Source organism: Streptomyces sp. NPDC046977 (assembly GCF_040644455.1).
Classification (GTDB): domain Bacteria; phylum Actinomycetota; class Actinomycetes; order Streptomycetales; family Streptomycetaceae; genus Actinacidiphila.
On sequence record NZ_JBEYWO010000021.1, the window covers coordinates 83817 to 104369 of the forward strand.

Below are 20553 nucleotides of genomic sequence, written 5' to 3' on the forward strand. Positions count from 1 at the left end.
AGACACACCCAGGCATGGAAACGCCCCCGCCCTCCACCGAGCACGCCCCGCCGACGGAGCGCGATGTCGCCGCCGTCCGCGAGCAGTTGGGCCGCGTCCCGCGCGGTCTGCGGGCCGTCGCGCACCGCTGCCCCTGCGGCAATCCGGACGTCGTCGAGACGGCGCCGCGGCTGGAGGACGGCACGCCGTTCCCGACGCTGTACTACCTGACCTGCCCGCGCGCCGCGTCCGCGATCGGCACCCTGGAGGCCGAGGGGGTCATGAAGGACATGACCGCCCGTCTCGCCGAGGACGACGAGCTCGCCGCCGGCTACCGGGCCGCGCACGAGGACTACCTCGCCCGCCGCGACGCGATCGAGGTGCTGGAGGGCTTCCCCAGCGCGGGCGGCATGCCGGACCGGGTCAAGTGCCTGCACGTGCTGGTCGGCCACTCCCTGGCCGCCGGTCCCGGGGTCAACCCGCTCGGCGACGAGGCCCTCGCGCTGCTGCCGGAGTGGTGGCGCAAGGGCCCGTGCGCCGACCCCTGCGCCGCGAAGGGGGACGACAAGTGACCCGCGTCGCCGCCGTCGACTGCGGCACCAACTCGATCCGCCTGCTGGTGGCCGACGCGGACCCCGCGACCGGCGCCATCAAGGACCTGGACCGCCGGATGACCATCGTCCGGCTCGGACAGGGCGTCGACCGCACCGGCCGGCTCGCCCCCGAGGCACTGGAGCGCACCTTCGCGGCCTGCCGCGCGTACGCCGGCGTCATCCGCGAACTGGGCGCCGACGCGATCCGCTTCGTGGCCACCTCCGCCTCCCGCGACGCCTCCAACCGCGAGGACTTCGTGCGCGGTGTGGTGGACATCCTCGGTGTGGAGCCCGAGGTGATCAGCGGCGACCAGGAGGCCGAGTTCTCCTTCACCGGCGCCACCCGTGAACTGGCCGGCCGCGCCGATCTGGAGCGCCCCTTCCTCGTCACCGACATCGGCGGCGGCTCCACGGAGTTCGTCGTCGGCGACACCGAGGTCACCGCGGCCCGCTCGGTCGACGTCGGCTGCGTGCGGATGACCGAGCGGCACCTGGTGGACGACGGCGTCGTGACCGACCCGCCGACGCCCGAGGCGATCGCCGCCATGACGCGGGACATCGACGCCGCGCTGGACCTGGCGGAGAGCACCGTGCCGCTGCGCGAGGCGCGCACGCTCGTCGGGCTCGCCGGTTCGGTGACCTCCGTCGCCGCGATCGCGCTGGGCCTCGCGGAGTACGACCCGGCCGCGATCCACCACGCCCGCATCCCGGTGGAGCAGGTCCGCGAGGTCACCGCCCGGCTGCTGGCGGCCACGCACGCCGAGCGCGCGGCGATCCCGGTGCTGCATCCGGGGCGGGTCGACGTGATCGGCGCGGGGGCGCTCGTGCTGCTGCGGATCATGGAGCGGACGGGTGCCGCGGAGGTCGTGGTGAGCGAGCACGACATCCTCGACGGGATCGCCTGGAGCATCGCCTGAGCAGGGCGCTTGTCAGGTGAGCGGGCCCCCGCGGCGGGCCCGACACGCCTGCGGAAGAAGGTTCGTGAATTTCTTCACATGAAAGTTCCCGCCGGACGGCCCAACTGCCCGGGGTGAGGCCCCCCGGGGACCCCCAAAGCCCTTGACGGGCTTGTGTTTCACCCATGTTGCGGGGGCGTGGTGCGGGCCCCCCGGATGCCGATCGTCGCTGGTGGGGCCGGGCGCTCAACGCCTGTGACCGGCACCGGGTTCCCCCCGGTGGCTGTGGTCCTGATCACGAAGCGGCGCAGTGTAGCAGAGGGCACCGGAAACCTTGTGAAGGGGCTCACGAGGTACCCCCCGGGCCGTGGTGAATACTCGAAGCATGAGCACCACGGAGCGTCCCAGGATCCTCGTAGTAGGCGGTGGGTACGTCGGCCTGTACGCGGCCCGGCGCATCCTCAAGAAGATGCGCTACGCGGAGGCGACCGTCACGGTCGTCGACCCGCGTTCGTACATGACGTACCAGCCCTTCCTGCCGGAGGCCGCGGCCGGCAGCATCTCCCCCCGCCATGTCGTGGTGCCGCTGCGCCGCGTTCTCCCCCAGGCGGAGGTTCTGACCGGCCGGGTCACCACCATCGACCAGGACCGCAAGGTCGCGGTCGTCGAACCGCTCGTGGGCGAGTCCTACGAACTGCCCTTCGACTACCTGGTCGTCGCGCTCGGCGCCGTCTCCCGCACCTTCCCGATCCCCGGCCTGGCCGAGAACGGCATCGGCATGAAGGGCGTCGAGGAGGCCATCGGCCTGCGCAACCACGTGCTGGAGCAGCTCGACAAGGCCGCCTCCACGACGGACGAGGACGTCCGCCGCAGGGCCCTCACGTTCGTCTTCGTCGGCGGCGGCTTCGCCGGTGCCGAGACGATCGGCGAGGTCGAGGACATGGCCCGCGACGCGGCCAAGTACTACGCGAACGTCAAGCGCGAGGACATGCGCTTCATCCTGGTCGACGCCGCCGACAAGATCCTCCCCGAGGTCGGCCCGGAGCTGGGCACGTGGGGTCTGGAGCACCTGCGCGAGCGCGGCATCGAGGTCTACCTGAGCACGTCGATGAAGTCCTGTGTCGACAAGCACGTGGTGCTCGCCAACGGCCTGGAGGTCGACGCCTCCACCATCGTGTGGACCGCCGGCGTCAAGCCCAACCCGGTCCTGGCCAAGTACGGCCTGCCGCTCGGCCCGCGCGGCCACGTCGACACCGCCCCGACCCTCCAGGTCCAGGGCACCGACTACATCTGGTCCGCCGGCGACAACGCCCAGGTCCCCGACCTGGCCTCCGGCCCCGGTGCCTGGTGCCCGCCCAACGCCCAGCACGCGCTGCGCCAGGCCAAGGTCCTCGGCGACAACGTGGTCTCCGGCATGCGGGGCTTCCCGCAGCAGGAGTACAAGCACGCCAACAAGGGCGCCGTCGCCGGCCTCGGCCTGCACAAGGGTGTCGCCCTGGTCCGCTTCGGCAAGATGAAGCTGAAGTTCAAGGGCCGCCTGGCCTGGTACATGCACCGTGGCTACCACGGCATGGCGGTGCCGACGTTCAACCGCAAGATCCGGGTCCTCGCGGACTGGACGCTGGCGGTCTTCCTCAAGCGCGAGGTCGTCTCGCTGGGCGCCATCGAGAACCCCCGCGAGGAGTTCTACGAGGCCGCCAAGCCCGTGCCGGCGCCCGTGGTCCCGGCCGAGGCCTCCCCGGCCAAGGCGAAGGCCTAGCCGCCGGCGGGCCGCAGGGCCCGTTCACCCGTTGCAGCCGAAGGGCGTCCGCCATCCGTGGGGCGGGCGCCCTTCGGCATGCCCGTGTCCTGGCCGTGCGGACACCAAACATGAGATGGGTAGGAGAGGAACAACGGTCCCGGGAATGTGGTTGTAGTCACCATTGGTTTTTTGCTGCGCAGTGGACCCGTCTTCATGGAGGCACGGAGGTACGCGCCATGGCCGATACGGCCGGACGACTGACCGCTCTCGCCAAGCAGGCGCTCGGCGTTCCCTTCCCCTTGCGCATCCGCGCGTGGGACGGCAGCGAGACCGGGCCCCCGGACGCGCCGGCCCTGGTCGTGAGGCACCGCAGGGCGCTGCGCCGGATGCTGTTCAAGCCCGGCGAGCTGGGACTGGTGCGCGCGTGGGTGGCCGGTGAACTGGACGTGGACGGCGACCTGTACGACGCGCTGCACCGGCTGTCCGGCGTCGTCTGGAACCGCCCGCCCGAGGAGGACGAGCCGGCCCACCGCCGGCTGCTGGCCCGGCTCCGGGACCCGGCGACCGCGCTGATCGCCCGCGAGGTGCTCTCGCTCGCGGGCCCGGGACTGCCGCCGCCCCCGCCGCCGGAGGAGGTCCGCAGGCGCGGCGGCGTCCTGCACAGCCCGGTCCGCGACCGGCAGGCCATCAGCCACCACTACGACGTCGGCAACGACTTCTACGAGCTCGTGCTCGGCCCGTCCATGGTCTACTCCTGCGCCTACTGGGAGCGGCCCGACGCGACCCTGGAGGACGCCCAGGAGGCCAAGCTCGACCTCATCTGCCGCAAGCTGGACCTCAAGGCCGGACAGCGGCTGCTGGACGTCGGCTGCGGCTGGGGCTCGATGGTCATGCACGCCACCGAGCGGTACGGGGTGCACGCCACCGGCGTCACCCTCTCCACCGAGCAGGCCGCCTACGCCCGCAAGCGGGTCGCCGAGGCGGGGCTCACCGACCGCGTCGAGATCCGCGTGCAGGACTACCGGGCGGTCGACGACGGCCCGTACGACGCCATTTCGTCGATCGGCATGGCCGAGCACGTGGGCCGCGAGCGCTACCTCCAGTACGCGGGCGTGCTGTACGGGCTGCTGCGGCCCGGCGGCCGGCTGCTCAACCACCAGATCGCCCGCCGCCCGTGGGAGAACGAGGACGCCTACCACGTCGACGAGTTCATCGACCGGTACGTCTTCCCCGACGGGGAACTGGCCCCCGTCGGCGCCACCGTCTCCCGGCTGGAGGAGGCGGGGCTGGAGGTCCGCGACGTGGAGGCGATCCGGGAGCACTACGCCCTGACGCTGCGCGAGTGGGTCGGCAACCTGGAGGCGCACTGGGGCGAGGCCGTGCGCCTCGCGGGCGCCGGGCGGGCCCGGGTGTGGCGGCTGTACATGGCGGCCTCCGCGCTGGCCTTTGAGCACAACCGCATCGGGGTCAACCAGATCCTCGCGGTGCGCGCCCGGGAGTCGGGCGGCTCCGGGATGCCGCCGACCCGCTCCGCCTGGCTGGGCTCCGCGGGGACGGCGTGACACGGCGGGGCGGGGGCCGCCGCGGCCCCCGCCCCGCTCTTCCGTCCCGGCCGGCCCGTCACTCGGCCTTGATGGACTCCAGCATGTTCAGCCGGGCCGCCCGCCGGGCCGGCCACAGCGCCGCCAGCATGCCCACCACGGCGGCCATCGCGAGGAAGACCCCGATCCGGTCCCAGGGCAGCACCAGCGCGTAGCTCGGCAGGTTCGGCCTGATCAGTCCGCCGACCGCCCAGGCGAGGAAGACTCCCAGGCCCAGGCCGAGCACCGCGCCGAAGAGCGAGATCACCAGGGACTCCAGCCGGATCATCCGCTTGACCGCGGTACGGTCCAGGCCGATCGCCCGCAGCATGCCGATCTCGTGCTTGCGCTCGAAGACCGACATCGCCAGCGTGTTGATCACACCCAGCACGGCGACCAGCACCGCCATCGCGAGCAGCCCGTAGAGGATGTTCAGCATCAGGTCGATCGTGGCGCTGAGCTCCCGGGAGATGTCGGCCTTGTCCTGCACCTTGAGGACCGGGTTCTCGCCGAGCGCCTTCACCAGCGCGTCCTGGTGGGCCTCGGAGGGGCCGCCGGCCATCTTCACCAGCACCCGCATGTCCTCGGCCTCCGGGGTGTGCGGGGTCACCGTGGCGTTGTCCATGATCACGCCGTTGATGAGGTCACCGCCCACGAAGACGCCGCCGATCGTCAACCGCCCCTTGGTGCCGTCGTCGTAGCGCACGGGCAGGCTCTGCCCGGCGTGCCAGCCGCGCCGCTTCACGGTGTCGGAGTCCACGACCACGGAGTCGCCGTGCGCCGCGGCCAGGGAGCCGTGGGTGAAGTCCAGGGCGAGCAGCCGCTCGATCTGCGGCGTGTCGACACCGGTGACCCACTCGTCCTCGCCGTCCAGTTCGGTGTGCGCGTCGCGCACGGCGCTGGAGTCGCTGACGCCCTCGGTGCCCGCGATCTGCTTCGCCACCTCGGGGGAGAGGTTCTGGCCGGTGGCCATGGTGATCTGGTAGTCGGCCCTCAGATGGGCGGCCGCCAGCTCGTCCACCGTGGTCTTCACCGAGATGGCCACCACCGTGAGGGCGGTGATCAGGGTCAGCCCGATCATCAGGGCGGAAGCGGTGGCGGCGGTGCGCCGGGGGTTGCGCACCGAGTTCTGCCGCGCGAGCTTGCCCGTGACACCGAAGGGCCGCAGCAGCGGCGCGGCCGCCGCGACCACCGGCCGGGACAGCAGCGGGGTGAGCACGAACACCCCGATCAGCAGCAGTCCCGCGCCGCCGCCGAGCACCATGTTGCCGTCGTTCTTCATGCCCGAGCCGGCCAGCACCAGGACGACACCGGCCGCCGACAGCAGCGCGCCGAACGTGTTGCGCAGCAGCAGGCCCTTGACGGTGGCCGGGGCGTGCACGCTGCTCATCGCCGCGACCGGGGGGATCTTGGCGGCGCGGCGGGCCGGCAGCCACGCGGCGAGCATGGTGATGCCGACACCGACCGCGAGCGCCGCGCCCGCGGTGCCCGGCTGCACCGACAGCGGGCCGGCGGGCAGTTCCGCCCCGGCCGAGCCGAGCACCGCCCGCATGACGGCCGCGATGCCGATGCCCAGCAGGAACCCGGTCACCCCGGCCACCGCGCCCACTACGAGGGCCTCGACCAGCACCGACCGCGTCACCTGCCGGCGGCTGGCGCCGACCGCGCGCAGCAGCGCCAGCTCCTTGGTGCGCTGGGCGACGAGCATCGTGAAGGTGTTGGCGATGATGAAGATGCCGACGAAGAGCGCGATGCCGGCGAAGCTGAGCAGCGTGGTGTTGAAGTTGCTGAGGTCGGCCGCGATCTGCCGTGCCTCGTCGTCCGCCAGTTGCTGCCCGGTGGTCGCCGTGGCGTCCTTGGCGTACCGCGGCAGCAGCTTCTCGATCGCGGACCTCAGCGTGGCCTGCGCGGTGCCGGGCGCCGCCTTGACGTCGATCTCCTCGAACGTGCCCGGCGTGCCGAAGAGCTTCTGGGCCGTGGCGGTGTCGAAGAGCACCAGGCTGCCGCCCGCCGCGACGTTGCCGTCGTCGGTGGTGAAGACGCCGGTCACCTTCTGCCGCATCACGGGGCCGTCGATGGACATCCGGACGGTGTCACCGACGCCGTAGCCCGTCCGCTCGGCCGTCCTGGCGTCCAGGGCGACCTCGGAGGAGTGGGACGGGGCGCGCCCCTCGCGTATCGGATAGCGGTTCGCCCCGGCGTAGTTGCCGCCGCGGGTGGACCAGCCGTCGCCGACCAGCCGGCCCTCCTTGTCGGCGAGAGCGGTGAAGCCGGTCACGGTCGCGGTCGTGGACTCGGCGCCGGGCAGGCCGGCGATCTCGTCCACCAGCCGCTGGGGGAGCCGGTGGTCGGGGTCCCCGTAGGTGACGGCGACCGACACGTCGGCGTAGCTCCTGGAGGACGCCTTGCGGAGGGCGTCGCCGATGGAGTCGGTGAAGACCAGGGTGCCGGAGACGAAGGACACGCCGAGCATCACGGCGAGCACGGTCATCAGCAGTCTGGCCTTGTGCGCGAGGACGTTGCGCAGGGCGGTACGGAACATGGCAGGCGTGGTCTCTCGGTGGTCTCGGTGGCGTCGGACGGTCAGCTCGTACGGCCCTTGGCGTCGAAGCGCTTCATGCGCTCCAGCACCGAGTCCGCGGTCGGGCCGTGCAGCTCGTCGACGATGCGGCCGTCGGCCAGGAAGACGACGCGGTCGGCGTAGGAGGCGGCGACCGGGTCGTGGGTGACCATGACGACCGTCTGGCCCAGCTCCCGCACGGAGTTGCGGAGGAAGCCCAGGATCTCCGCGCCGGAACGGGAGTCGAGGTTGCCGGTCGGCTCGTCCGCGAAGATGATCGCGGGCCGGCTCGCCAGCGCCCGCGCGACCGCGACGCGCTGCTGCTGACCACCGGACAGCTGCGACGGCCGGTGTTTGAGGCGGTCGCCGAGGCCCACGGTCTCCACGACCCGGCCCAGCCACTGCTGGTCGGCCTTGCGGCCGGCGATGTCCATCGGCAGCGTGATGTTCTCGGCCGCGGTGAGCGTGGGCAGCAGGTTGAACGCCTGGAAGATGAAGCCGATCTTGTCGCGGCGCAACGTGGTGAGCTGCTTGTCCTTCAGCGAGGCCAGCTCGGTGTCGCCGATCCGCGCCGAGCCCGACGAGACCGTGTCCAGACCCGCCATGCAGTGCATCAGCGTGGACTTGCCCGAGCCCGAGGGGCCCATGATCGCGGTGAACTCACCGCTGCGGAACTCCACGGAGACCGCGTCGAGCGCGACCACACGGGTCTCGCCCTCGCCGTACACCTTGCTCAGGTCGGTGGCCCGCGCGGCCGTGGCCATGGCGGTCGGGGGTGCGGTGGTGGTGGTCACGGCAGGCTGCTCCTGTCGGGAAACGCTGGGGGAGGTGGTGCGGACTCCGTCCATCGTCCCGGCGCGAACGTCCGCGGTAATCCGTCCCTGACCTGGTTCCTGGGGCAGTCGCAAGAGGTATCCGGGGACCCCCGGGTCATACCAGGGGATGACACCCACCCCGATGCGCCCGTCCTGCGGCGGAACTATTTCGCGTCATATGCAGGGGACGCCGAACACGCCGGGTACCGCCCCGGGCCTGTGGTTTCGCTGCGTCCGAGGTCATCTGATGATCCGTCAGGGAGCAATAGAATCAGACAACATGACGAATCCCGGGCCGCTTCCCACCCACCTTCCCGGATAGGCTCGTGCTGCGCTCTGGCGCCGCCCCGCCCGGATGGTGGAATGCAGACACGGCGAGCTTAAACCTCGCTGCCCCTTGCGGGCGTACCGGTTCGAGTCCGGTTCCGGGCACCACCACTCCCCGCGGCGCCGACCTGCGGCCTGTGTCGCGGACGCGCTCCCCGCACGGTCGAGTTGGGCGATATCGACCCGTACCGGGTGCAAGCCCCCATGTCGGCCTTCGGTGACGGGGCGCGCCGGCAACCACGTGGTGCGCGCGTCGCGCGGCGCTGCCGCCGGACGTGGGTGTGACGCCCGGTGCGGGCTTCTGCCGTTCCGAGGAGCAGCCCCCGCCGCGGTGGTGCGCGGCGGGGGCCTGCCCATGGCCATGAGGCCGGCGGGTTCCGTGGCGCCGCCCTCTGCCGTGGCCATCGTGAGCCGCCCGCGCCGGGTGTGCACGCGGAGAGCGGCCGTTCGGGTGACAGGGACGTCAGACAGCTCCGCGCATGCGCCGTTTTGCACGCTTCTCTACGCTTTTGGGTAGGGGGCGAGCCAGGAGGTGGACCCGATGGCGACAGTGCTTTTCATCGTGAGCGGAGCGACGTACTGGGTGCTCAAGGACGGCACCCGGCATGCGACCGGTTACTGGGCCGAGGAGTTCGCGGTGCCGTACAAGAAGGTCACGGAAGCCGGTCACAGTGTGGTCGTGGCGACGCCGGGCGGTGTCGTCCCGAGCGTCGACATGATGAGCCTGCGCCCCTCCATGGCGGGTGGCGAGGACGGTGCCCTGGAGCTGGAGGAGATCATCCGTTCCGCGGAGGTGATGCGGCGGCCGCTGGCGCTGTCGGACGTCCGGCTGGAGGACTACGACGCGGTGTACCTGCCGGGCGGCCACGGCCCGATGGCGGACCTGGCGTGGGACGCCGACGTCGGCCGGCTGCTGACGGCGCAACTCGCCTCCGGCAAGCCGCTGTTCATTGTGTGCCACGCCCCCGCCTCGCTGCTGGCCACCCGTATCCACGGCACATCGCCCTTCAAGGGCTACCGGGTCACCGGCTTCACCAACGAGGAGGAGGAAGCCGTCGGGCTCGCCCCCCGGGCGACGTGGCTGCTGGAGACGGCCCTCAAGGAGCAGGTCGGTGTCGAGTACAGCCGGGGCCCGGTCTGGGAGCCGTACATGGTCGAGGACCGCAATCTGGTGACCGGCCAGAACCCCCACTCCGCCGGGGTGCTGGCCGACCGGCTGCTGGAGGTCCTCAAGTGAGTTGAATTCGCGGCGAAGCCGTCCCGGAGGGCCGGTCACCCCCCGGCCGCCGCATGGGAACGGCCCCTGCGCGATCGTCGCGCAGGGGCCGTCCCCCTCGCCGTCCCACCTCGGGCGTCAGGGCCTGGCGGGTGTCATCAGGTAGTACGGGTAGTAGATCGGCATGCAGGCGTCCTGCGCGCCGTTCTGCACGTCCGCGCTCTCGGGCACGGAACCCGCGCTCGGCAAGGTCTTGGCGTAGTCGGTGCCTTCCTTCCAGTCGGCGCCGACGACCAGGCTGATGCCCGGGACCGACGAGGAGGCCTTCACGGCGGCGGCAGGGATGCCGAGGGCCCCGGCCACGGCCAGGGCGTCGGCCTTGCCCTGCTGCCCGTCCTTCGCGGGGTAGCTCACCACCGTGGCGGTGCTCGGTTGTTGCTGCTGCCCGGGACGCGCCTGGGCGAAGCCCTTCGCCTTGAGGGCGTTCGCGATCCCGGTGGCCCGCTGCGACACGGCCACCCCGTCCGTTCCCGCCGTTCCGTTCAGCACGGTGACCGGGATGGTGGCCGCGGGGGTGGCCGCCGGCCCGGACCGCTGCGGCTTGGGCGTGTTCCCGGCCTTGCCTCCGTGCGAGTCGAGCGCGATGTCGTTACGGATCATGGTGAAGAGCCGCTCCGCGTCACCCGGTGCCGGCAACAGGTGGTTGGAGTTCTGCGGATCCGGGATGCGGGGCATCGTCGTCGTGGTGATCCGGTCGACGGGGATGTCCTTGAGCTCCATGGCCATGCCGTAGAGCTTGTCGACCGAGCCGATCTCGGCGGAGACCTTCAGCGCCTTGGTCGCCGTTTCCGCGAGCCCCGTGAGCCTTCCGGGATTGCCGAACAGGTTCTGGCTCTTCATCTGGCGCATCATGGAGTTCATGTACATGTGCTGGGCCGACGCCCGGCCGAGATCACTGCCGAAGGCGTCACGGGTGCGGAGCCATTGCAGCGCCTGCTTGCCCTTGATGACGTGATGGCCGGCCGTGGTCAGCTTGAGACCGGAACCGCCCCGCGGGATCCGCCTCGTCGGGCGGTCCCACACCGGCTTCTCGACGCACACGTCGACTCCGCCGATCTGCGTGGTGAGGTCCACGACGCCGCTGAAGTCCACCATCATCCAGTGGTCGATGTAGATGTGCGTGAGGTTCTGCCACGTGGCGAGCGTGCAGCCCGGTCCGCCGCGCGCCAGGCTCGCGTTGATGATGGTGTTGACCGGCTCGTAGACACGGCCGGAGTCGGGGTCGACGCAGCGCGGAATGTCCACCCTGGTGTCGCGGGGAATGCTCATCACCGAGGCGCTCCGACGGTCCGCGGAGACATGCAGGAGCATCTGCACATCGGCCAGCGGCGGATCGTTCTTGCCCTCTCGATGGCCGCCGAGGTCGATGTTCTCCTCGCTGCTGCGGCTGTCCGACCCCAGGAGCAGGATATTGAGCGGCGCCCGGCCCTGGGAATCGGTCTTCGACCTGGCCACCTTGCTGTCGCCGCTGCTGCGCTCGCCCTTGCGGATGTTGCCGTTCAGGTGCTGGTAGTAGCCCCAGCCGGCGCCGGCGGTGCCGAGCACCAGCAGGGAGAGGCCGATGGCCACTCCTTTGGCGATCCGTCGTCCCCGGCTGCGAGGGCGACGGCCGGCCGGGCGGCGGGAGTCGCCGCCGTCGCGCGGCGAGGGCACCCGGGCCGGTGATGCGCCCGTCCCGGCGTGCCGGCCGCCCTCGCCGTCCTCGCCGTTCTTCCCGCCGTCCCCGTCGTCCTCGTAGAGACTGTCGTCCCAGCCGAGGTCCCGTGCCGCGGCCGCCCCCCGCCGGCCGCGGTTTCTCCGGCGCTCGTCACCAGGCGTGAACTTCCCCCCGGCGGCGCTCATTTGACGCACACATTGTCACTGGCGTGCGCCTGCTGGACACCCTCGGGGGCCTTGGTCGGAGCCGTGAGCGGGACACCCGGGCTCTTGAAGTCCTCGCCGAGGGTCAATGTCATGGTGGCCTTGGGTTCGGCATCGGTCGCGCCGGGCTTCAGCGCCGAGGCGGGCAGGCCCATCATCGCCGCGAGGGCGCGTGCCTGGTCCGCCTGGTTGGGCGCGTAGACCAGCGTCGTCCGCTCCTGCTTGCCGGAGGGCGCGTTGCCGCCATTGGTGGAACGGCTGACACCCTTCTCGTTCTGCAGCCACTCGAGGGTTGCCTGGGCCGCGCCCTGCGGGCCGCCACCGTTGTGGACGAGGACCCGGACGTCCGCGGCCTGGGCCTTGGTCCCCTGGAGCTTGGCGTCCACCGCGGCGGGCTTCTTCTTGACGGCGTCCGTGAGCGATATGTCGTTCTTGATCATGGACATCAGTTGCGGGGCCTTGGTCTCGTCCAGCACCACCGTCTTGTGGAACTTTCCCTCCGCCGGATTGTCGAGCACCGGCAGTGTGGCGAAGGTGATGTGCCGGGGATCGACCGCGCTCAGGTCCTTGGCGAGATCGGAGATCTTCTTCACGCTGTCGATCCCGGTGTCCACGGTCAACGCCTTGGTGGCCGCCTCGGCCAGCTTGAAGAGCTTGGTCGGATCGGTGAGGGTGTCGCTGGACTTCAGCTCCCGGATCATCGAGCCGAGGAACTGCTGCTGGAGCTTGATGCGGTCGAGGTCGCTCCCGAACTGCAGGGAGTGGCGGGTCCGGACGAACTGCAGGGCCTGTTCGCCCTCGACCCGGGCGGGGCCCTTCGGGAGGTTGAGCTTGGAGTCCGTGTCGTGGATCGGCTTCGCCAGGCAGACCGGAACGCCGCCGACCGCGGTGGACAGGGTCTTCACCGCCTCGAAGTTGACCATGAGGAAGTGGTTGATCGGGATGCCGGTGAGCTGCGTGATGGTCCGCATGGTGCAGCCGGGGTCGCGGCCCTCCTGGCCGAGGCTCTCGTTGAAGCGGGGGCTGAACGTGGCTTTCGGCGTCCCGGGGACGGTCTTGGTGGACCCGTCCTTCTGCTTGGTCGGGCAGTCCGGTATGGCGGTGATCATGTCGCGGGGGATGCTCACCGCGGTGGCGTTCGACCTGTCCTTCGCCACGTGGAAGAGGATGGTCGTGTCGGCGTGACCGACGCTGTTGGCGTCCCCGTACTTGCCCTTGAGGCCGACTCGGCTGTCGCTGCCGATCACCAGGATGTTGACCGCCGCATTGTGCGTGGTGGTGTTCGTGCTGCCCGCATTGCCGACATCGACCGCGGTGATGTTGCTGTTCAGGTGCTGGTAATAGAGGTAACCGCCCAAACTGCCCGCGACGAGCACGAACCCGAGCGCACCAGCGGTCCACACGAGGGCTTTCTTCCCTTTGCCGGCCTTCTTCCCGCGGGAAGTCCTGCCGCGCCGCCGGCTGCTGCCCGTTGCGGGGGTGCTCGTCGCGGCTGAGCGCTGCCGCGGCGGGACCGCCTGTTGCTGCTCCCTGCGCTCGCGTCGGCCGCCTTGTGCGGGGACGGCGGGCGGCGGGGCGGTTTCAGGGTCCAACCGCAGCTGATAGGTGCCGGTTGCGGGATCGAGAACCCATTGGTCCGCCGGGTCTGTGTTCCTACGGCCTTGCGTGTCCACGGTCGCTCGGGTCCTCCGTCGGGTTCACGCCGAGCCCGCCCCGCGGCGCTCCGTCGTCAGCCGTGCGAGATGGTGCGGCCGACGCGATGCGGTCGTCCCGGGTCAGGAGTCGGTACGGATCGCTCACATTAGCTGCATAGTTGAGCGTCCTGAGTCTCCAGTGGCAAATTTTCGTGCCCGTGCGGGCGGTCACATTCACCATTTTTACGATTGGTTGACATCGGGGCATCACCCGCGGAGCCACCGTGCGGGACAGGGAGAACCGCGGTGCGGCCCGCGCAATGGGTCACGGGCCCGCGGCGAGCCCTTCCGTTCACCCGCGCACGCGGGCGCCGATCCGCCCGGCCAGCCCGGACGGTCGCGGTGTTCCGCGACGGGCGGCGTACCGGCTCAGCCCGAGGTGCCGCCGCCGGCCCAGCCGCGTGTGACCACGGTGACCGCGGCCGCCGCCCGCTCGGCCTCCGGCCCGTCCCCGCGCAGTGCGGGCGCGAACTCGACGTGCAGGAACGGCACGTGCTCCTCGTCGGCCGCCTGCCCCTGCATGTTCTCCGTGCCTTCCAGCGGGCAGTGGCGGCTCCAGGCCCGGCAGACGTGGAAGTCGCGATCGGCCAGGGCGTCCGCGAGCCGGCGGGCCTCCGGCCGGCCGAGTGGGGCGCCCGCCGTCGAGGCGATGACGTCGTAGCCGGGCGCGGAGGAACGGGCGAAGCCGTGGACCTGGATCGCGGGCAGCTTGTGCCGGGCGAGCTCGGCGCAGACGGCGTGGAAGACCGTGTCCCTGCGATGGGCGACATCCGCCGCGTCGCCCTGCCCCGAGGCGCGGTGGGCGCCCGCGACGACGAGGACGCCACCCGGTGCGCCGCGCAGGACGCGGACGCCCAGTTCCTCGGTGCCTCGGTCCGCGACGGGGTGCGGGACCTGCACGGACCAGCGGGGGCGGGAGTCGAGGTCCAGGTAGACCCGCCCCCAGCCGCGCGGTGTCACGGCGGACTCCGTGCGGTCGGCCACCACGGCGTAGTGATGTCCGGAGACCCGGTCCCGGACGGTGGTGACGGTGAAGTCGAACTGGGAGAGCTGCTTCTCCGCATCGGTCCGGCGCCCGTCCAGCAGGAGGCCCACGGCCCCGGCGATGCCCGTACGGTCCTCCTTGGTGGGCGGCCGGTAGCCGTCGTCGGGGCCGAACCGGCTGGTGTAGTCGGCGACCTGCTGGAGCAGGTCCACACCCTCGGTGTGGCGACCGGTTCGTCCGGCGTTCGCGTTCCCGTCGGACGACGACAGGAGGACGATGCCGAGGACGGCTGCGAGACTCGCGACGGTCAGCACGATTGTCGCGATCGTTATGCTCGGGGAGCGATTGGCTCTCATGGTTGTATGAAGATATCCCGGTGAAGAAACGCAGCACCTTGCCAGCCCTGCTGGCTTCCGCCGCCCTCGCCGCCTCCCTCACGGGATGCGGCCCTCTCGGCGACGACGCCGCCGCGAAGGGCGACGGGCGCACGTTCACCGTTGCCGCGGCCGGGGACATCCTGCTGCATCCGCAGCTCATCGACCAGGGCCACAAGGACGCCCTGAAGACCGGCAAGGGGGTGGACGGTCTGGACTTCGGGCCCCTGATGGCGGGCGTCAAGCCGGTGATCAGCAAGGCGGACCTGGCGATCTGCCACCTCGAGCCGGTGATCGGCGAGCCCAAGGGCCCCTTCGAGAGCTACCCCAACTTCGTCGTGCCGCCGCAGATCGCCACGACGATCAAGGATCTCGGGTACGACACCTGCTCCACCGCTTCCAACCACTCCCTCGACCACGGGTACGAGGGCGTCAAGAACACCCTGGACACGCTGGACGCCGCGGGCGTCAAGCACACCGGCTCCTTCCGCACGGAGCAGGACTCCCTCACGCCGCTGATCATGGACGTCAAGGGCGTCAAGGTGGCGCAGATCTCCTTCGCGTACGGCTTCAACGACCACGAGATACCCAAGGGCAAGCCGTGGGTGGTCAACCTGACCGACCTCGGCCGGATCAAGGCCGCCGAGGCGCGGGCCCGCAAGGCGGGTGCCGAGGTCGTCATCCTGTCGATCCACTGGGGGCGTGAGAACCAGCCGAACCCGACGACCCCGCAGCTCACGTTCGCCCGGGACATCGCCCGGAAGACCGGGATCAACCTGGTCGTCGGCCATCACGCGCACGTCGTGCAGCCGATGGAGAAGGTCGACGGCACCTGGATCGCCTACGGACTGGGCAACCAGGTCGCGCGGCACGACACACCGACGGGGCTCACCGAGGAGGGCGTGATCGGCTGGTTCACGTTCACCGAGAGGGGCGGCAAGTGGGAGGTCACGCCGCGCTTCGAGCCGACCGTGGTGGAGATCCCGCCGGACCCCGAGGCCACCGACAACGGGGCGCCGGTCGCGGTCGGCGACGACGACGTCAAGGACTACCGGCTGCTCGACGTGGCGCGCGCGCTCCGCAGCGGTGACCTGCCCGACCAGGAGCGGGCGCGACTGCGGCTCGCCTTCGAGCGCACCGAGGGCACCATGCTGAACCGAGGAGCGGGCAAGGACGGCCTGAAGCCCCTGACACCCCTGCCCTGACAGTCCGGTCCCGCGCACGTCCGCCGCCTCGCGGCGGTCGTCGCGTGTGGCCCACGTCACGCACTGCCCGCACAACTGTGCGCCCGGCTCACTGGTCAGTACTCCGGATGCGTGACCCACCCTCCGCAGATCCGGCGCGTACGTAGGCCGCGCACCGGCTCCACGTGCCCACTCATCACCCTGCAAGAGCCCGAGAGGACCGTTCCTTGGCGTCTTCGCCCCCGGCGCGGCGGCACCGATCCCGCCGCCGCGCCGACATGTCGCTGCTCGGAGGCATTCGTCCTCCGATCGCGGTCCTCACCGTGCTGCTGCTGTTGCTGGCCGCACTCACCGCTCTCGTCCTGGGCCGGATCGACAACGCCGGTGTGCCCAAGGCCGTGCAGATCTCGCAGCAGCACTTCGCCGAGGACGGCGCGACCGCGCTGCGCGCTTCCGTCGACGAGTCCGTCACCGACCTCTCGCGCTCGGCCACGCTCTTCAGCGCGGGGGAACCGGTGTCGGCCGACACGGTGCTCGACGAACTCGGCAACACGTACCAGAAGTGGCTGGGAACCGCGGTCATCGAGATCCGCTCCGGAAAGCTGCTCGCGGCGCGCGGCGAGACCGTGCCGCTGCCCGTGCTCGACCGCTCCTCCCTCGGCGACGAGGGGGGACTGGACCCGCGGATGATCCGGCTGCAGAACGGCGAGATCCGTCTGCTGTCCTTCGCGCTTCTGTCGTGGCCCGGCAAGCCGCAGGAACTTCTCGTGGCCTCCAACGCACTGAAGTTCCCCGGCATCAGCCTCGGCCACTTCCGCTCCATCGCCGTCGTCGACCACGACGGCGCGATCCTCAGCAGCGACGGCATCCCCGAGCCGGAGCAGGTGCTGACGGAGCGGGACCGCGTGGAGGTCGACGCGGCCCGCAAGCAGCTGAAGGGTTTCGCCAAGCGCGCCGCCCGCCTGGCCGAGCAGGACCCGCGCAGCAGCAAGGAGCCCGGCTCCGGCGGATACCGGGGCGTCAGCGGCAGCCTGGTCGGCGGGGGCCTCAGTGCGCGCCCCGTCGCCGGGTACGCCACGCTGACCGGCCCCGAGCCCGGTGAGGCCACCACGGCGTCGGGCCTGGGACTGACGGTCGTCGCCATGGTGACGGTCGACGTGGACCCCACCCTCGCCATATCGCCGGTCTTCGGCCTGGTGGCGGGCGGCCTGCTGCTCGCGATCGGCGGCCTTGCCATCGCCGTCCTCCTCGGTACCGTCCAGCGCCCCTTGATCCGCCTGTTCCTGGAGTCCCGGCGGCTCTCCCGCGGGGACATGACGCGTCCCGTCGCCGTCCCCGGCCACGGTGAGACCCGGCGCATCGGTGCCGCACTGGAGCGGCTGCGGCGCCAGTTGCTCGGCGAGCCGGCCGGGCCCGTCGATTCCGCGCAGCGGCCCCGGGGACTGCGGCGCATCGGCAGCCGGGCGCTGCTGGCCGTCTGCGCCGTCCTGCTGCTCGTGTGGTCCGCGCCGCTGCTGCTCCTGCTCAACCGGGCCGACGACACGGCCGTCGTCCCGCAGCAGCTCGTCAACGACCAGCGCGAACGCACCAACACGCTCTCCGACCGGGTACGCCGGGCGCTCAACGAGGGCGACGCGGACCTGGAGTCCGTGGCGGGCCTGATCGGCGACCGCACCGAGCCCGCCGGCATGACCAAGGTGCTCCAGAGCACCATCAACCAGCACCTGCGCTACCGCTCGCTGTACGTGGTCGACGCCGCCGGCAAGGTGGTGGCCCAGGCCGGTGAGGCACCGCGTGAGGCCGGTCCCAAGCCGGCTGCCGCCGACCCCATCCGGCTGCTCGGCCAGGGCGGGAAGGAACCCGTCGTGGTGGGCACCGCGGACCTCCCGGGCCGGCACGGCGCGGCGCTGATCGGCGAGTTCCGCATCGACTTCCTCAACTCCCTGCTCAAGCGGCCGGGCCTCGGCGTGGTGCGCCTCGTGGACGACAAGGGCCGCGTGATCGCCGGCAACACGGGTTACCGCGCCTTTCAGCAGCTGCCCGACGAGCGGCTGAAGGACCTGGTGTCCGCCAGCGGGCAGAGGGTCGGCAAGTCCGCCCACGCCAGCGGTGTCCTCTACCGGCACGACGGCGTGCAGATCGCGGCCGCGGCCCCGTTCGCGGGCGGCGGACCGGCCAAGCCGCTCGGCTGGAGCGTGGTGAGCTGGCAGCCCGCCGACCGCCTCGCGATCCCGCAGTACGACCGGCAGAACCGGACCGTGCTCGCCGGGCTGCTGGGCGCGGCCGCGGCGGCCGCCTGCCTGGGCTGGATGTACATCGTGGTCGTCCGCCCGCTGCGCCACCTCGCCGACCAGGCGGAGGCCCTGGCCGACGGTGACCGCAAGACCGTGCTCTTCCCACGGCACCACGACGAGGTCGGCGCGGTCACCCGCTCGCTGGAACTCATCCGCCAGCAACTGCAGGACCGGCGCCGGCAGAACCCGCCGCGCACGCCGGGTGCGGCGAACCCCGTCATGTCCGAGCCCGCCCGGGGGCCGTCGGGTCCGCAGGATCCCCACGGTCCGCAGGAACAGCAGTACGTAAGGAACTGATCACTGGTGCTCTTCCTCTACACCGTGCTGCTGGTGTGCTGCGCGATCCTGCTCGTGGCGGGCATCGTGGAACAGCGGCGGCACTTCACCAACCTGAACAACATCCCGACCCGGGTGCTCGTCAACGGCATCCGCGGCAAGTCGTCGATCACCCGGCTGTGCGCCGGCGCGCTGCGCGGTGGGGACCTCGTCACCGTCGCCAAGACGACCGGCACCGCCGCCCGTTTCATCCACCCCGACGCGACCGAGGAGCCGGTCTACCGCAAGTTCGGCATCGCCAACGTCGTCGAGCAGATCGGCATCGTGCGCCGGGCGGCCGCCTACAACCCGGATGCCCTGGTCATCGAGTGCATGGCGGTGATGCCCGCCCTGCAGGAGATCAACCAGTCCAAGCTGATCCGGTCCACCATCGGCGTGCTGTGCAACGTGCGTGAGGACCACCTGGCGGAGATGGGTCCGACCCTCGACGACGTGGCACGTTCGCTGTGCCGGTCCATGCCGTACGGGGGCATCTGTGTCACCGCCGAGAAGGAACGTTTCGCCATCCTCCAGGAGGAGGCTGACGCCCGGGACTGCAAGCTGATCTACGCCGACCCCGAGATGGTCACGGACGAGGAGCTGCGCGGCTTCAGCTGGTTCACCTTCAAGGAGAACGTCGCCATCGCGCTCACGGTCGCCGAACTGCTCGGAGTCGATCGCGAGACCGCCCTGCGGGGCATGTACGACGCCCCGCCGGACCCGGGCGTGCTGTCCGTCGAGCGCCACCTCACCCCCGACGGCAAGAAGCTGCGCTTCGCCAACGTCTTCGCCGCCAACGACCCCGAGTCGACGCTGATGAACATCAACCAGCTCCTCGACCTCGGCGCGATCCACCGCCCGCTGAACGTGGTGATCAACTGCCGTCCCGACCGGGTCGAGCGCAACGGTCAGATGGGCGAGATCATCCCCGAGCTCGACCCCGAGCACGTCTTCGTGATCGGCCATCCGGCCAAGTCCGCCATCGACGCCATTCCCGCGGAGTACCGCTCCCGCGCCGTCGACCTCGGCGGCGACCGCCGCGACCCGGCGGAGTTCATGGCGCGGATGCTCGAACTGCTCGGACCCGACTCCTCACTGGTCGCCATCGGCAACATCCACGGCCAGGGAGAGATCTTCCTGGAGCACCTCGCGGAACTGCCGACCGACGAGACCCCGGACACGACGGAGACCGCCGCCCCGACCCACCCCGGGCAGCTGCCGGCGGCAACGCCCGGCACCGCGGACACGGCACAGATGTACGCCCCGCACCTCGACCCCTACCAGGGGTACTCGCCGGCGTACGAGGCCCGCTACGGGCCGCAGCAACTCGTCGCGCAGATCCCCGTACAGCGCGACGTCACCAACCGGCGCCCCGAAGCCTGGCCGACGGCCGACGGCAACGACGCCGCACCGGCGCCCGAGACGCGCCACGGTGCCGCGGCCGTCGCGGACGACGCCCCGGATCCCGCCCCACGCGCCGTCCGTCCCCCGGCCCGGGGGATGTTCGAGCCCCGTGTTCCTCCCGCCCCACCGGCCGACGACAACCCGCAGTGGCACAGCCCAGGAGAGCCCCGTTGATTCCGTCCGTCCTCACCCCCGAGATCGCCGCGATCGGCATCGGCCTGGGCCTGATGTTCTCGCTCATGTGCTACCTGACCACCAACCTGTCGCCCGGCGGCATGATCACGCCGGGCTGGATCGCGCTCACCCTGATCGAGGACCTGCAGCGCGCCGCGCTCGTCGTCGGGGTGACCGTGCTGACCTACCTCACCACGCTGCTGCTCCAGCGTTTTGTGATCCTGTACGGGAAGAGGCTGTTCGCGGCTGTCGTCCTCACCGGTGTGCTGATCCAGGCGACCGTGATCATCGTGCTGCAGATGGAGTTCCCGCTGCTGTACGCGAACCAGACGCTCGGCTTCATCGTTCCGGGCCTGATCGGCTACCAGCTGGTGCGCCAGCCCAAGGGCGCGACGCTGCTGTCCACCGGTTCGGTGACGCTGGCCACCTATGTGGTCCTCACCGCCGGCATCCTGCTCGGCGCGCTCCCCACCGCCTGATCCCCTCGCACGCACGCACACCT

The 20553-nt window shown here is 71.1% G+C and carries 14 protein-coding genes and 1 tRNA gene; 10 read left to right on the top strand and 5 right to left on the bottom strand.

The window, feature by feature from the left end; all coding sequences use genetic code 11:
• Nucleotides 1–14: 14 nt before the first annotated feature.
• The 4 genes from ABZ883_RS28130 (at nt 15) to ABZ883_RS28145 (ending at nt 4771) form a co-directional block, all read left to right on the top strand.
• The gene (locus ABZ883_RS28130) at nt 15–551 is read left to right on the top strand and encodes a DUF501 domain-containing protein (protein WP_360910872.1); all 537 of its coding nucleotides are present in this window, start codon (nt 15–17) and stop codon (nt 549–551) included.
• The gene (locus ABZ883_RS28135) at nt 548–1489 is read left to right on the top strand and encodes a Ppx/GppA phosphatase family protein (protein ID WP_360910874.1); all 942 of its coding nucleotides are present in this window, start codon (nt 548–550) and stop codon (nt 1487–1489) included. The genes ABZ883_RS28130 and ABZ883_RS28135 overlap by 4 nt, the downstream gene beginning before the upstream one ends.
• A 364-nt stretch (nt 1490–1853) precedes the next feature.
• Nucleotides 1854–3227, top strand: coding sequence for an NAD(P)/FAD-dependent oxidoreductase (locus ABZ883_RS28140; RefSeq protein ID WP_360910876.1), 1374 nt, complete (start codon nt 1854–1856; stop codon nt 3225–3227).
• 218 nt (nt 3228–3445) lie between these two features.
• Nucleotides 3446–4771, top strand: coding sequence for a class I SAM-dependent methyltransferase (locus ABZ883_RS28145; RefSeq protein ID WP_360910878.1), 1326 nt, complete (start codon nt 3446–3448; stop codon nt 4769–4771).
• Between the two features lie 58 nt (nt 4772–4829).
• Here ABZ883_RS28145 and ABZ883_RS28150 read toward each other — a convergent pair whose 3' ends face one another.
• Both ABZ883_RS28150 and ABZ883_RS28155 read right to left on the bottom strand, forming a co-directional pair.
• Complete coding sequence (locus ABZ883_RS28150; RefSeq protein WP_360910880.1) at nt 4830–7331, bottom strand: FtsX-like permease family protein; 2502 nt, start codon at nt 7329–7331, stop codon at nt 4830–4832.
• A 41-nt stretch (nt 7332–7372) separates the two neighbouring features.
• The gene (locus tag ABZ883_RS28155; RefSeq protein ID WP_360911029.1) at nt 7373–8113 is read right to left on the bottom strand and encodes an ABC transporter ATP-binding protein; all 741 of its coding nucleotides are present in this window, start codon (nt 8111–8113) and stop codon (nt 7373–7375) included.
• 400 nt (nt 8114–8513) lie between these two features.
• On the opposite strand from ABZ883_RS28155, the gene ABZ883_RS28160 reads away from it, so the two are divergent.
• Together ABZ883_RS28160 and ABZ883_RS28165 are read left to right on the top strand one after the other, a co-directional pair.
• A tRNA-Leu gene (locus ABZ883_RS28160) sits at nt 8514–8599 on the top strand.
• 433 nt (nt 8600–9032) lie between these two features.
• A complete protein-coding gene (locus tag ABZ883_RS28165; RefSeq protein ID WP_360910882.1) occupies nt 9033–9728 on the top strand; it encodes a type 1 glutamine amidotransferase domain-containing protein in 696 nt (231 codons plus the stop codon).
• A gap of 117 nt (nt 9729–9845) precedes the next feature.
• Here ABZ883_RS28165 and ABZ883_RS28170 read toward each other — a convergent pair whose 3' ends face one another.
• The 3 genes from ABZ883_RS28170 to ABZ883_RS28180 all read right to left on the bottom strand — a co-directional run bounded on the left by ABZ883_RS28170 (nt 9846) and on the right by ABZ883_RS28180 (nt 14620).
• Nucleotides 9846–11609: an LCP family protein gene (locus ABZ883_RS28170; RefSeq protein ID WP_360910884.1), complete on the bottom strand. Its 1764-nt coding sequence runs from the start codon at nt 11607–11609 to the stop codon at nt 9846–9848.
• Nucleotides 11606–13300 (bottom strand): LCP family protein, encoded by a 1695-nt coding sequence (locus tag ABZ883_RS28175; protein ID WP_360910886.1) that lies wholly within the window; start codon nt 13298–13300, stop codon nt 11606–11608. Before ABZ883_RS28175 ends, ABZ883_RS28170 begins: the two co-directional genes overlap by 4 nt.
• Nucleotides 13301–13690: 390 nt before the next feature.
• Nucleotides 13691–14620, bottom strand: a complete 930-nt coding sequence (locus tag ABZ883_RS28180; RefSeq protein WP_360910888.1) for a hypothetical protein — start codon at nt 14618–14620, stop codon at nt 13691–13693.
• 62 nt (nt 14621–14682) lie between these two features.
• Here ABZ883_RS28180 and ABZ883_RS28185 point away from each other — a divergent pair, with 62 nt between their 5' ends.
• From ABZ883_RS28185 to ABZ883_RS28200, 4 genes are all read left to right on the top strand, one after another.
• Nucleotides 14683–15885 carry a CapA family protein gene (locus ABZ883_RS28185; RefSeq protein ID WP_360910890.1) on the top strand — a complete coding sequence of 401 codons (1203 nt, stop codon included), beginning with the start codon at nt 14683–14685 and terminating at the stop codon, nt 15883–15885.
• Nucleotides 15886–16142: 257 nt separating this feature from the next.
• Complete coding sequence (locus ABZ883_RS28190; protein WP_360911031.1) at nt 16143–18455, top strand: HAMP domain-containing protein; 2313 nt, start codon at nt 16143–16145, stop codon at nt 18453–18455.
• Nucleotides 18456–18461: 6 nt separating this feature from the next.
• The gene (pgsB, locus tag ABZ883_RS28195) at nt 18462–20051 is read left to right on the top strand and encodes a poly-gamma-glutamate synthase PgsB (RefSeq protein WP_360910892.1); all 1590 of its coding nucleotides are present in this window, start codon (nt 18462–18464) and stop codon (nt 20049–20051) included.
• Nucleotides 20048–20530, top strand: a complete 483-nt coding sequence (locus tag ABZ883_RS28200; RefSeq protein ID WP_360910894.1) for a poly-gamma-glutamate biosynthesis protein PgsC/CapC — start codon at nt 20048–20050, stop codon at nt 20528–20530. The genes pgsB and ABZ883_RS28200 overlap by 4 nt, the downstream gene beginning before the upstream one ends.
• The last annotated feature ends 23 nt before the right edge of the window (nt 20531–20553 follow it).